The 13,616-nt window shown below is 47.8% G+C and carries 9 protein-coding genes; all 9 read left to right on the top strand.

The window, feature by feature from the left end; translation table 11 throughout:
- Nucleotides 1-88 precede the first annotated feature (88 nt).
- The 9 genes from GPL15_RS01395 to GPL15_RS01355 all read left to right on the top strand — a co-directional run bounded on the left by GPL15_RS01395 (nt 89) and on the right by GPL15_RS01355 (nt 13,604).
- Nucleotides 89-2,194, top strand: coding sequence for a beta-galactosidase (locus GPL15_RS01395; RefSeq protein ID WP_215695240.1), 2,106 nt, complete (start codon nt 89-91; stop codon nt 2,192-2,194).
- Nucleotides 2,181-4,340, top strand: coding sequence for a GH92 family glycosyl hydrolase (locus tag GPL15_RS01390; RefSeq protein ID WP_215695239.1), 2,160 nt, complete (start codon nt 2,181-2,183; stop codon nt 4,338-4,340). Before GPL15_RS01395 ends, GPL15_RS01390 begins: the two co-directional genes overlap by 14 nt.
- Nucleotides 4,330-5,469: a uroporphyrinogen decarboxylase family protein gene (locus GPL15_RS01385; protein WP_215695238.1), complete on the top strand. Its 1,140-nt coding sequence runs from the start codon at nt 4,330-4,332 to the stop codon at nt 5,467-5,469. Before GPL15_RS01390 ends, GPL15_RS01385 begins: the two co-directional genes overlap by 11 nt.
- 128 nt (nt 5,470-5,597) lie before the next feature.
- The gene (locus GPL15_RS01380; protein ID WP_215695237.1) at nt 5,598-7,157 is read left to right on the top strand and encodes an extracellular solute-binding protein; all 1,560 of its coding nucleotides are present in this window, start codon (nt 5,598-5,600) and stop codon (nt 7,155-7,157) included.
- Between the two features lie 34 nt (nt 7,158-7,191).
- Entirely contained in the window at nt 7,192-9,513 is a 2,322-nt protein-coding gene (locus GPL15_RS01375; protein ID WP_215695236.1) for a helix-turn-helix domain-containing protein, read from the top strand.
- Between the two features lie 3 nt (nt 9,514-9,516).
- Nucleotides 9,517-10,431 carry an ABC transporter permease subunit gene (locus tag GPL15_RS01370; protein ID WP_215695235.1) on the top strand — a complete coding sequence of 305 codons (915 nt, stop codon included), beginning with the start codon at nt 9,517-9,519 and terminating at the stop codon, nt 10,429-10,431.
- A gap of 11 nt (nt 10,432-10,442) precedes the next feature.
- On the top strand, nt 10,443-11,318 hold the full coding sequence (locus tag GPL15_RS01365; RefSeq protein ID WP_215695234.1) for a carbohydrate ABC transporter permease: 876 nt from the start codon (nt 10,443-10,445) through the stop codon (nt 11,316-11,318).
- Nucleotides 11,315-12,226 carry an HAD hydrolase-like protein gene (locus tag GPL15_RS01360; protein WP_215695233.1) on the top strand — a complete coding sequence of 304 codons (912 nt, stop codon included), beginning with the start codon at nt 11,315-11,317 and terminating at the stop codon, nt 12,224-12,226. Before GPL15_RS01365 ends, GPL15_RS01360 begins: the two co-directional genes overlap by 4 nt.
- Nucleotides 12,195-13,604, top strand: coding sequence for an alpha-glucosidase/alpha-galactosidase (locus GPL15_RS01355; RefSeq protein WP_275950447.1), 1,410 nt, complete (start codon nt 12,195-12,197; stop codon nt 13,602-13,604). Before GPL15_RS01360 ends, GPL15_RS01355 begins: the two co-directional genes overlap by 32 nt.
- Nucleotides 13,605-13,616 lie beyond the last annotated feature (12 nt).

Here is a 13,616-nt window from a genome sequence, read left to right as displayed (position 1 = left end):
AATTATAAAATTCTACGGGTTGAAGACAGAAAGCCGGCCCGGATACAATGAAAGAGCAAGAAAATATCAGGAGGAGACGGGGGAGATTATGAACCAATTCATTCAAGGCAATACTTATTACCATTACGCCTATCCCAGAGAAGAATTCAGCCGCAATTTCCAATTGATGCGCGGACTGGGGATCAATTACGTGCGGACAGCGGAAATCTGGCCGGGCTGGTCGGTCATTGAACATCAGGAAGGCCGGTATGATTTTGAAGAGCTGGACGAATTTGTCAGGCTGGCCGGAGAAAACGGCATGAAGGTATGCATGGGAATCGGAATCAACGATACGCCGTTCTGGCTGTATTACAAATATCCGGATTTAAAGATGAGGGATACCGACGGCAGGGCCAGCAAAAGACGCGTGCAGAGCGCATGTTTCGACCACATGGAATACAGGACGCACATGGAGGCATTTATCGCTGAAATCGTAAAACACTATGACCAGAATCCGGCGGTCTGCAGTTTCCAGATCGGAAATGAGATGCGGTACAATGTTCCGGTCTGCGACTGCGATTCAACCAGAAAACGGTTCAGGCAATGGCTGAAGGCGCGCTATCATGATAAACTGGAAGATTTGAACGCACAGTGGGGCGTCTTCTACCAGTCATTTGAAGAAATATATCCTTATAATTCCAGCGAGGGCGCTCCTACAAAGGGAATCACTCCCCACTATCTCATGAGCCGGGCGTATCAGAACTGGTCGATTGAGGAGCTGGTGGAAAGCTCCGTGAAAATCGTAAAAAAATATACCCGGAAACCTGTGTTCCATAATAGTTACGGAACGCCGAATATGATGGGTTCCCATTACCGGATCGCTAAGCCCTGTGACCTGGCGGTGATTGACATCTATTCCTCTACCTATCAGGAACCCGGATATTACCAGAACCTCATCCTCGATTATTCCAGAACAATCGCAGGAATCCAGAACAAAGATCTATGGATCGGGGAGACGCCTGCGGGGCAGTACGGCACTTACAGCCGCATCTCTGTTGATCCTAAAATGATGGAACTGTGCGTCATGGATTTGATAAGCGCGGGGGCGAAAGGCATTTTTTATTTCCGGCATAAAGCTCCAAAATTCGAACAGCCCCATAAATTTACAGGTTCCCAGACATTTTTACGCGTGGATGAGAGCGAACTGGTCTATTCGGAAATTCCCAAAAAGGTGGAGCGGCTGATGAACCGGTATGAGAACCGGATTTTAAGCGCCGCGCCGGGCAGAGCGCCGGTTCTTCTTTATTATCCGACGGAAAATATCTGGCTTGGGAAAGAAGCGGGTTATGAAAAAGAGAGCATTTTGGCCGTACATGGGACCAAGGCCATATTATCCAGCGCCGGTTATATGGCCGATGTGATGGATGAAGAGATGATGCTGGACCAGAATCTCAACGCCTATCAGGTGATTGTCATTCCAATGACATATCTGATATCCAGAAAGCTGGGAAACCGGCTGGCGGAATTTGTAAAAAACGGCGGCGTCCTGATCTGTGAAGGCCGTCCGGCTTATGTGGATGAACAGGGATGGCTGTATGACGTCCAGCCGGGCGCCGGTTTAGACCAGGTTTTTGGAGCCAGAGAAGACATGTTTTTCAATATGCCGGCAGATTTTCCCGTGACAATAAAGAATGGGAAAGAGGAACTGCACGGTTATGGGACTTATCTGAAACAGACTTACCGTTTAGAAGGCGGCGACCCGCTGATGGAGGATGAGGAAGGCGGTGTATGCGGGGTTTCCCATGACTACGGCGAAGGAAGGGCATATTTGATCGGGACGGTTCCCGGCCTGTTCTTTTCCATGGGAGCCGGGAAATATGATAAAATGCCTGACCCGGAAAAAGAATTGGAAGCCAGTGAAAGAAGAAGCGCTTATATCAGCTTGTATCAGTCGCTCATCCGTGGCGCGGGTGTGAACCCGTCCGTAGAAATCAGTAAAAACAGCAATAATCTTTCCATAAGGACTTTGGAGAATGAGACGGAAGAAATTGTTTTTGTGAGCAATTTCAGCCGGAATTACAGCGCAGAATTAAAGTTGGACGGAACGTGGGAAGAGCTGACCGATCAAGGGGAACGGGAATGCGGGGCCATAAAAGAGGTCGGTCCTTTACACAGTCTGATAATTTCAAGGAGAAAAACAGATGAAAGATCATAATACATATAATCATGCGGGCCTTGTGGATCCCTTTATGGGAGTGGACAAAAAAGGGAATTTTTTCAGCGGCCCTTATCTGCCTTATGGCGTGGTGCGGATGGGCGCGGATATGATATACCCTCAGGATACCGGAGGATATACCACGGGCCGCCCGGTAAAATGCTTCAGCCATACCCACATAGGAGGCAGCGGCGGAGGCAGCAGATACGGCAATGTGGGGATTACGCCGTATCTGGGCGAACCCGTGGCCCATGCTCCATATATGGAGCTGGAATTAGAAGAAGCCCATGCAGGATATTACCATGCGGTGACCCGTAATAACATAGAGATCGAATTGACTGCCTCACATCATGTGGGATGCCACCGCTACCGGTTTCCCGAAAACGTCAGTCATAACGTGATGATTGATGCCGGGGCAGTGATCCAGACAGCCGGAAAACTGCCCGGCGAATCAAAGCCCGGCCGGGGACATATTGGAATAGACGGCACAGGGGCCAGCGTTGGCGGTTTTGTGGAACATTTCTCAGACACGGAGATCATCGGCAGAGGGGACTTTGTGGGGGGATGGGGCCATCAGTTTCCCTATTCCGTATATTTTGCCGTTCAGTTCGATGCTCCCATGAAGGGCTGCATGCTGGGGAATAACCGCGGTTTCTACCCGATGAGGTCCGCATTCGGTGAAAACTGTTTCGCGACGGTTTCGTTTGACCGTGAGGATGTGGGCTTTTCGGTAGGAATCTCATTCGTCAGCATAGCCAATGCCAGGAAGTATATCGAAGAGGAAGCGTCCCAGCCCTTTGACGCCGTTCATGAGGCAGCGCTCAGCACCTGGGAAAAGTATTTGGAAAGAATCCATGTAGAGGGCGGTACGGAGGAACAGAAAGGATTATTCTATTCCCTGTTTGCCAGGCTGCTCGCAGGGCCGTCGGATCTGGGGACGGATCAGGAATTTTCAGGATGGAAGAGCGGAGTCAGACATTTTAATGACTACTACTGCCTGTGGGACAGCGTGAGAAACGCCAATTCCCTGGTCACCCTGTTTGATCCGGAACTGGAGCGGGATATGCTGAACTGTCTGCTGGATATTGCGGATAAAACCGGCTGGCTGCCGGACGCCTGGATCGCCGGGCACAGCGCCATGATACAGGGCGGAAGTTCGGCGGACGTATTGTTTTCCGAAGCCAGGAGAAAAGGGATCGAGGGGATCGATTATGAAAAAGCGCTTCAATTTATGAGAAAAAACCATGAAGAAGCGTCGCCGGATACGTGGCTGTACGGAAGATTTACGGAGGACTATGACCGGTTAGGCTATCTTTCTACCGATGTGCCCAGAAACTGCGTATCGAGGCATTTAGAATATACCTATCAGGACTGGTGTATTGGAAAGCTTGCCGAAGCGCTGGGACATGAGGAGCTGGCAGTAAAATATCAGAAAGAATCCGAAAAAATCTGGAATTTATGGAGAGATGATTTAAAATGTTTTGCTCCTAAGAACCCGGACGGGAGCTGGGTGGAGCCCTTTGACCCGGCGCGGTATTACCATTCCCACCATTCTTTTGATCCTTATTTTTACGAAGCCTACAGCCTTTGCTGGTCATTTCATGCCTGGCAGGATTTTCCGGAACTGGTGAGACGGCATGGAGGAAACGACGCGTTTGTAAAACATCTGGACCGCTTTTTTGACGAGGGGCATTACCGTTCCAAGGAGATTATGCTGCACGTTCCCTGGCTGTATCTGTTCGCGGGAAGACCGGATAAAGCCTGCGAGAGAGTGCGGGAATGCATGGAAACTTATTTTACACCAGGCAGGAAGGGACTTTCAGATAACGAGGATATGGGCTGCCAGAGCGCGTTTTATATGTGCTCGGCCATGGGGCTCTATCCGTTAATGGGGCAGACGAAATATTTATTATGCGCCCCTGTTTTTGACCTGACCGTGCTGCGGCTGGGAAACACGGGCAAAGAACTCAGAATTGAAGTGAAAAATAAAGCGGCCGGTAAGAAATACATCAAAAGGGCCTGGATAGACGGAAAGGAATTAGAACGGCCTTATGTGGAACACGCGGAAATATCCGGCGGCGCCGTAATAAGCTTCGAACTGTCTGACCGGCCTGAGGATTTCGGGAGGAACGGGTATGAATTCTAAAGAACGGGTGAGGGAGACGGTCATGCACAGGGAACCGGACCGGGTTCCCATAGGAGAATGGGGAATTGACCATGATCATGTGAGGGAGATAATCGGAAGGGAAACGTATTTCAGAAACAGAAGAGCATCCACATTAGCCTATTGGGAAGGCCGCAGAGATGAAGTTGTGGACAGCATTAAGAGCGATTATTCGGAATTGATAGAGAAATTGGATTATGATCTGGTGACTGTGGAATTAGTCCCGCCGAAAGGATACCGGGTGGAAGATCCCCCTGTTTTATCGGGAGACGGCTGCTGGAGGGACCGGAAGGGAAGAGTATACCGCTATGCGGCCAGCAACGATTCCATCCAATGCGTACAGCGGGAGGAAGGGAAGGAAGAGATTTCGGAAGAGGACATTGAAAAGCTGTACTACAGGGCGGATCATCTGGAAGAATCACAATTTGAACTGATCGACTATTTTGGGCAGAAATACGGCGGGGAGAGAGCCGTATTATGCAGGAGCATCGATATCTATAAATGCCTCATGGATCCGTTCCTGGGGGATTATACCCACCAGATGATGATTCTGGCGTCTGAGGAAGAGGAGATCATGAAGCTCTTAGACGCGGCGGCCTATTATAACCGGAAAATCATTGAACGATGTGCCAAGAGCAATGTGTTAATCGGCATGCAGGGACATGATTTCGGGATGAACAGCGGATGCATGGTGTCGCCGGATACCCTCAGAAGAATCTTTTTCCCTTTGATGAAACGGGTAAATGACACCATGAAGGAACATGGAATGATTCCCTTCTTCCATTGCTGCGGAAGAATCTGGGATATTCTGGAGGATTATATCGGAGCCGGTTATGAAGGCTACCAGTCCATTCAGGAATCTGCTGGCATGGATAACCGCAGGGTAAAGGAACTCTATGGAGACAGGCTCACGCTTTGGACAGGCGTGCAGTGCGAAACGTTAGTGCAGGGAACGCCGGATGAAGTGGAACAGGAAGTCAGAAGAAACCTGGATATCCTGATGCCGGCCGGAGGGTTTCTGTTCGGCTCCACAAATTCGGTGCAGTACGGAGCGAAAACCGGAAATTACTTAAAAGCCCTGGAAACAGTTAGAAAGTATGGGAAATACTGACAAAAAACTACAGAAATGTAAAAAAATAACGGTTAATAACAACAAATACAGATTGTTTATACCAGGATGAACGAGTAAAATGTAAACAAATGTGAGGGCCCGCACAGAATAAAAAGGAGAAGAAACGTATGAAAAAGAGAAGTTTGAAACATATAACGGCAGCAGCGCTGGCAGCAGTGCTGGCGGTAAGCGGATTATCAGGCTGCGGTAAGAGCGAGAAAAAAGAAAGCGGGAACCAGGGAACTGTCCAGGAGACGGCGAGCCAGGGAAGTTCAGAACAGGGGAAAGAGGAAGGCCAGACAGAAACCGAAGGCCAGAGAGAAGTGGTAACGATCCGTTATATGACGAAAAACGGGCTGTCGGATACTGCCGTCGAAGCCATTAAGAGAAAAGTCATGGAAGAACTCCAGATCGATTTGGTTTGGGAAGATGTGGATAAAAATGTTTATGATGAAAAGGTCAATTTAGGCTTTGCCGGCGGCAACATTGCGGATATCGTATTTATCAGCACATCGGAACGACTGGCTGAGGCTGTGGAAAACAATGCGATCCTGCCGATGGACGAGGCTGTCGCAAAGGATCCGAATTACAGCAAACTTCCGCCGGAATATTTTGAAAGCTGTAAATACGACGGTAAGATTTACACGATTCCGACGGTTAACAAGGTGCCGGTTACGATGCTGTACCGCACCGACTGGGCGGAAAAAGTAGGGTATCAGACGCCGCCGTCTAATACGGATGAATTATATGATATGTTATATAAATTTACCTATGAGGATCCGGATGGAAACGGCAAGGATGATACGGTGGGATTCACAATGATCGGAGCGTTTACCACCACAAATCCGATCTGGCAGCTTTTTGTGGATGCCAGGCCTACCCTGGAAATGGGGCTGTATTACGATGAAAATGAAAAGATGTTTAAATCTTCTATTTTAGATGAAGAAGGTATGACAGAGGCCTTAACCTGGCTGAATAAAGCCTATCAGGATGGCGTTCTGGACAAAGAATGGATCGTGGATTCCAAGTCCACGGATGAAGAGAAATTTGTAACAGGTAAGACGGGAATGGCGTTTAAGGAACCTTTCCAGGCCAAGAGCAGACAGGAAAAACTGCGCAAGCTCCAGCCAGATGCAGAAATCGGCGTACTTCCCAATTTCCAGGCAAGAACAGGTATGATGTACCGAGTAGCGGATAACAGGGCTCAGAAGGAATATGTGACGGCAAGCTGCAAATATCCGGAACGGGCGATGGAATTGCTGATGTATATGTACGGGCCGGAAGGAATCTTTGTCCGCGCTTATGGATTTGAAGGTGAGACATATACGATCGAGGATGGTAAAATGGTGTTTACAAATCCGGATGATGTTCAGATGCTGTTAGAAGAATATCTGGTCTATACGAGCGTTTTTGATTTAAAACCGCCGGTTGTAGATGTGCAGATGAACGGATATCAAAAAGCGTTTGAGGGAACGACGATTGTGAAGGATCCGGTGCGTTATATGGAAGCCAGCCCCAAGACAATGGAGATCAGCAGCGACGTGAATAAGGCGGCTACAGAATTCCTGGCAAAAGTGATAATCGGAGAAAAACCGGTATCCTCCTACCCGGAACTGATCGCAACAGTGGAAAAGCTGGGCCTTAGAGACGCTCTGGAAGAATTAAACGCGAATGTAAATATGGAATAAAATTTAAATCAGTGAAAAGGACGGTGCGGCGCTTATGAAACAGAAGAAGGGCAGTTATTTTATCAGGGTATTTATTACACTGGTGGCTGTTATACTGGTGCCGCTGACCGCCTTCACTGCGATCTCAAGACGGGTCTTTGTATCAAATATGAATCAGGAAATCGGTAAGACCAATCTGGAAATGCTGGAGCAGTCGAAAAAGGTGATCGATAAATCGTTAGATGATGTGCAGAACCTTTCCGATATGCTGATCAGCGATCCGGCCGTTATCGAGTTCGTCAACAGAAAGGTGGATCTGTCCGTTTATAAAAGCGCTGAGACGATCAACCGAATTATCAATACAATCTATGTTGTAAAAGAAGGAAACGGCTATTTAAAGGATATCTACATCTACAGCAGGGATAACGACCTCCTTCTGTCACAGGAGAAAGGGATCCTTCATAAGCTTTCAATGGAAAACAAGGAACAACTGGAAAAAAGATATGAAGCCGGAGACCGCGGATTTTTTGTAGTCTCTGAGAACGGGAGCGGACAAAAATCAATCCAGATGGTAAGGCTTCTGGAAAAAAGCATCGGGCAGTACAGCGGAGCCGTTATGATCGATTTGGAGCTGTCGGAATTTCTGCACAATATCGAGCAGGTCTGCCTTAGGAAGACCGGATATCTGCTGGTTTTCGGGCCGGAAGACGCATTGATGACTTCTAAAGGTAAGGATATCTACCACATTGCCCAGGCGGAACGGCGGCCGTGGCTGAAACCGGAACCGGGCAGCTATAACTGTGTGGCCAATGGGGAAAAACTGCTGGTTTCCAGCGTGGTCTCCGAAGCGTTTGGCTGGCGTTATATGTCGGTGATCCCGGTGGCGGAAATCGACTATTCCATTAAGAATATAACGAATACCCTGCTTCTGGTATTTGTAGTCATCATTTCATCCATGGTATTTATTACATACCTTCTGGCCCGTGAGATGAACACCCCGATCCAGGTGATCAGGGATCTGCTGCTCGGGGAAAAGAATGGGGAAAAATCATATGGCCGCGGTTATATTTACGGAAAAACGCCGGATGTTCAGGCTGTACAGGCTGCGGTCCAGGATATGGTCGGAAAGATGGACGTCCATAAATCTGTGGTCAGTGAGAATGAGGTATTGAAGTCAGTGGTAGAAGACAACCGGCAGAGGCTGAAGAACTATTTCTTAATCCGCCTGGTAAACCAGGATATCACCGATTTGACAGAAATCAGCCAGGCTGCGGAGAATTACAAAATACCTATGAATGGTTATTTTGCGGCCGTTTCCATCTCGTTTGCAAAGGGTTATACAAAAGCCACCTATTGTATGGAGAAAGAAGAAAAAAGAGATTTAAAACGTGATATTTTAGCCTTTGTAAAACAGCAGTTCCAGGATATGTGCTTTCAGGAAGCTTTTTACGAGGATTCGAAGCAGATCCTTGTGCTGACCGGTTTAAAAGAGGCGGAATACGGGACGGATAAGGAGCGGGAAATCGAAAGAAAATGTGAAATCATCCAGGACTTTATTAAAGAAAACTATCATTTCCCGCCCACGGTCCTGATCGGAGAATATTACAGGGGGCTGGAAAATATATACCGCTCCTATCATGATGTGAATAATGCCAGAAAGTACAGCTATGTGCTCGGAGCCGATTCCATGATATTGAGCAGTGAGCTCAAGCGTTTAACGGAAGATTATCATACCCCGGAATACCCCTATCAGACATTTTTAAAGAACAACCTTCAGGCGGGGAAGTTCCAGAATGTAAAACAGGTTATTGTGGAACTTAGGGAATATCTGCGCAATGACGTGGTTTTTGCGGTGCAGTACGGCTATTTTTACAAGGATATCATATCAATTCTGATCGGATATCTTACTCAGGAAAATATGCAGGGGCTTGCCAACGAACTGGCCTATACTCTTGTTAATTTTGAAAAAGTATTTGAAGATTCCGATGAAATTGTGGATTATCTGTGCGATATGATCGATAAAATCCAGAGAGAGAACATGAGCGCCAAGAGAATCGATCCCAACATAGAGCGGGTGATCGACATAATACATAATGAATATGAAAAACCGCTCAGTTTAGACGAAATGTCCATGCGTCTGGATTTAACCAGCAGCTATATCAGCCGCCTGTTTAAAAAAGAGACAGGACAGAATTTTAAAGAGTATCTGACCCGGTTCCGCATGATGAAGGCCAAGGAGCTGCTGTTTGAGAGCAATTTTAATATCAATGAGATTGCGTTAAAAACAGGGTATCAAAATGGCGACCAGTTCGGGCGGGCGTTCAAACAATTAGAAGGGATGACTCCCTATGAATACAGAAAAAAGGTGAAGGAATAGAATATGGGTATCAGGATAAAAAAGTTATACCGTCAGGTGGTCCGGCACCGTTTTGCCTATCTTTTGATGGCTCCGGGAATTTTGTTTTTTTTGGTATTTAACATCTATCCATTGTATTTCCTGCAGATCGCGTTTAAAAAATACAGCGTATTCGGCGGTCTGGAAAATGCAAAATGGGTAGGGCTTGACAATTTCAGGCGTCTGTTCGCCACGAAATATTTCGGACAGGCCCTGGGCAATACATTGATTCTGAGTTTCTGCAATATTCTGGTGGGCATGGTGGTTCCTGTGGCCATAGCGCTGTTTATTAACGAGCTGCGAAACAGGCGTTTTGCCAGATTTGTGCAGACCTCCGTTTATCTTCCCCATTTTTTATCCTGGGTGATTGCCGGGGGAATATGGCTGTCGCTTTTATCTCCCCAGGGCGGGCTTGTGAATGAATTTCTGGGACTGTTTGGAATAGAACCGATTTTCTTTGCGGCAAGACCGGATCTTTTCCGGGGAGTGCTGGTATTTACTTATGCCTGGAAATCCGCGGGATGGCAGAGCATCATCTATCTGGCTGCCGTAACCGGTATCGATTCCAGCCTTTACGAAGCGGCCAGGATAGACGGGGCGGACCGGATGCAGTGTATGAAAAGTATTACGATTCCGCTGATCCTGCCTACGATCTCTGTGGTGACCATTCTGCAGGTGGGCAAGGTGCTGGAATTATTTAATCAGGTGTTCGTTATGTACAATCCTGTGGTGGCGGAAGTTTCGGAAACGTTGGGAACGTATGTATACAACATGGGAATTGTAAAGGGAGACATGTCTTTTGCAACAACTCTTGGCCTGTTTAAATCACTGGTGTCAGTGACCCTTGTTCTGGTCACCAACAAAATATCCAAAAAGCTTAGCGGCAATTCTGTAGTGTGAGGAGAGGTCCTATGATGAGTAAAAGAAATAAAAGGATATGCGGCTCCAAAGCGTGCGTATTTGATTTTATCAATGTCAGCGTATTTTCAGCAATTTGTATTTTAATGATTTTCCCCTTCGTCAATGTCCTCTGTCTGTCGCTGGAGCCGGAATGGATTGCCTCACAGACCGGAGTGATTCATCTGATTCCCCGTCAAATAACATTGGAAGCCTATCAGGCGGTGTTCCAGAATCCGGATATCAGCAACGCCTTTGTAAACTCCGTGTTCGTAACCGCTGTGGGCAGCATTTTGTCTCTGCTGGTGACCGCGATGATGGCCTATGCGCTGTCCGTTAAGGTGCCGGGGGCCAGGCTGGTGGGCTACCTTCTGGTTTTTGTTATGACATTTAAAATAGACATCATACCCCAGTATATTCTGGTGAAACAACTGGGACTTATGGACAGCCTTTGGTCCCTGATTGTATCCACGCTGGCGACTACGAGAAATATCATACTGATGCGCGTCTTTTTTGAACAGCTTCCGGACAGCTTGAGGGAATCGGCAGCATTAGACGGCTGCAATGAGACTACATACTTTTTTAAAATCGCCCTGCCTCTGTCCAAACCGATCATGGCTACCATCGCCTTATTCTATGCGGAGGCCCATTGGAATGAATTTTTAAAGGCTACCATGTTCATCCAGAGCGAATCAAAGAAGGTGCTTCAGGTGCTCCTTCGTGAAATTTTAATTGACAACGTGGCCAATGACGCGGCCATTTCAGTGACCATGGGGAAAAATCTGAAAATGGCCACAGTGATCGTCACGATTGTGCCTATTTTATGTGTTTATCCGTTTTTACAGAAATATTTTACAAAAGGGATTATGATAGGAGCGGTGAAGGGATGATGACAGAGTTAGAAACATTTAAACCGGGGCATGAGTTTTTTGTCGGAGTGGATTCCGACGGCTGTGTGTTTAATACCATGGAAATGAAGCATAAGAAGGTATTTATCCCGTTAGCCATAGAGGTATGGGGGCTGAAGGGGATCGAAAAGCAGTTTACGGAAACGGCTGAATTTGTCAATCTCTACTCCTGCCTGCGGGGGACGAACCGTTTTCCCGCCCTGCTTGAGACCTTCCGGCTGATGGAGAACCGGAAGGATATGAAAGATCATTTCCATGAGCTGCCCGCTTACGAGGGGCTTAAAGATTTCTGCCGGTCTGCCAAATCCTACTCCAATCAGGAACTGCGCCGTTATATGGAAACGCAGAAGGGCACATTCTTAGAGGAACTGCTTTATTGGAGCGAGGAAGGCGACAGGAGAATGAAAAAGGAATCGGAAGGGAACCAGCCGTTTCCTCATGTGAAACGGGCCTTGGAGCGGATGTCCGGGCTTTGTGATACCATGATCGTATCCGCCGCCGCCTCTTCTGCGCTGGAATTCGAATGGGGCCAGTGCGGGATTTTGGAATATATGGATTTATGCGCAGGACAGGAACACGGATCAAAGATCAAACAGCTTTCAGCGGCAGGAAAAAAGGGATATCCACAGGGACATGCCCTGATGATCGGGGATTCCCCGGGCGATCTGAAAGCGGCCAAAGAAAACGGAATGCTGTTCTACCCGATTGTTCCGCGCGATGAGGCATTATCATGGAAAGAGTTTTCAGAGAAAGTCTTTGACGCCTTTTTAGACGGAAGATATGAAGGAGAATGGGAACGAAAACTGATCGGCGAATTTATGGAAGCGCAGCCGGCCTGTGTTTTATGGGAAACGCTGGATGGAGAGGTTAGTATACAATATGAGATATGATGGAAAAAAAGCTTATGATATAAAAATAGCCTATATAGGAGGCGGTTCCAGGGGATGGGCGTGGAAGTTAATGGCCGATCTGGCTTTGGAACCGGATCTGCATGGGACGGTGGCCCTCTACGACATCGATTATGAGCGGGCGCTGAGGAATGAACGGATCGGAAACCGGGTATCCAAACGGGAGGATGCGGTTGGAAAGTGGAAGTATCAGGCGGTGGACTGCATGGAGAAAGCTCTGAACGGAGCTGATTTTGTGATCGCCTCCATATTGCCTGGGACATTTGATGAGATGGAATCGGACGTGCATGAGCCGGAAAAATACGGAATTTACCAGTCGGTAGGCGACACGGTTGGGCCGGGAGGGCTGATCCGGGCGCTGCGGACCTTCCCGATCTATGAGGAGCTGGCTCTGAAAATCCGTGAAATTTGTCCGGACGCATGGCTGATTAATTATACCAATCCCATGACCTTATGCACCAGGTTCTTATATGAGGTATATCCTCAAATCAAGGCATTTGGCTGCTGCCATGAGATTTTCGGGACCCAGAGGGTTTTGGCCAATGTCTATAAAATGATGACAGGGGAAACGGATGTTGACCAGAAGGATATCAGAATCAATGTGCTGGGCATCAATCATTTTACCTGGATTGACAGGGCATTTTACAAAAATCAGGATATTATGCCCTATTACAGACAGTTTGTTGAGGAACACTATAAAGAGGGCGTGGCGGGAATTGAAAAGGGCCACTGGCTCAATCAATATTTCCAGTCCATGCAGAGGGTGAAATTTGACCTGTTCCGCAAATTCGGCCTGATCGCGGCCGCAGGCGACAGGCATCTGGCGGAGTTTGTGCCGCAGTGGTATCTGGACAGCCCCAAATTGGCAGAGGAATGGAAATTTTCGCTCACCCCGGTGTCCTGGAGAAAAGAGCGGGCCGTAACACTGTATGAAAAGAGCCTTGCGCTGGAGAAAGGAGAAGAGGAGATCGGGTTAAAGCCGTCCGGAGAGGAAGGCGTGGCCCAGATGAAAGCGCTTTTAGGCCTGGCGCCGATTGTAACCAATGTGAATCTTCCCAATACAGGCCAGATGAAGGATCTGCCTATGGGCTGCGTGGTCGAAACCAACGCCAGCTTTGACAGCCAGGATGTCCGCCCGGTGATAGCCGGCTCCCTACCGGAGGAAGTGCGGGTATTGGTGCTCCGCCATGTGATGAACCAGGAAACCATAGTCCGGGGGTACAGGAATGAGGATAAAGAGTTGATCTTCAAGGCGTTTATCAATGATCCGTCCATGAAAATACGGCCTGATGAGGCGGGAAAGTTATTCGATGCTATGATAGAGAATACAAAGAAATATCTGCCGGAATGGCTTTGCTGAGAGAAGGTTTTT

The organism is Clostridium sp. MCC353, from assembly GCF_018785315.1.
In the GTDB taxonomy this organism is placed as follows: Bacteria; Bacillota; Clostridia; order Lachnospirales; family Lachnospiraceae; genus CHH4-2.
The sequence above is the reverse complement of the archived record's forward strand: the minus strand, read 5'-3'. Positions and strand labels throughout refer to the sequence as shown.

Bases quoted from the DNA above. Each gene is read 5' to 3' on its own strand.
- GPL15_RS01395 (WP_215695240.1), top strand. From the start codon at position 89: ATGAACCAATTCATTCAAGGCAATACTTATTACCATTACGCCTATCCC.
- GPL15_RS01390 (WP_215695239.1), top strand. From the start codon at position 2,181: ATGAAAGATCATAATACATATAATCATGCGGGCCTTGTGGATCCCTTT.
- GPL15_RS01385 (WP_215695238.1), top strand. From the start codon at position 4,330: ATGAATTCTAAAGAACGGGTGAGGGAGACGGTCATGCACAGGGAACCG.
- GPL15_RS01380 (WP_215695237.1), top strand. From the start codon at position 5,598: ATGAAAAAGAGAAGTTTGAAACATATAACGGCAGCAGCGCTGGCAGCA.
- GPL15_RS01375 (WP_215695236.1), top strand. From the start codon at position 7,192: ATGAAACAGAAGAAGGGCAGTTATTTTATCAGGGTATTTATTACACTG.
- GPL15_RS01370 (WP_215695235.1), top strand. From the start codon at position 9,517: ATGGGTATCAGGATAAAAAAGTTATACCGTCAGGTGGTCCGGCACCGT.
- GPL15_RS01365 (WP_215695234.1), top strand. From the start codon at position 10,443: ATGATGAGTAAAAGAAATAAAAGGATATGCGGCTCCAAAGCGTGCGTA.
- GPL15_RS01360 (WP_215695233.1), top strand. From the start codon at position 11,315: ATGATGACAGAGTTAGAAACATTTAAACCGGGGCATGAGTTTTTTGTC.
- GPL15_RS01355 (WP_275950447.1), top strand. From the start codon at position 12,195: ATGGAGAGGTTAGTATACAATATGAGATATGATGGAAAAAAAGCTTAT.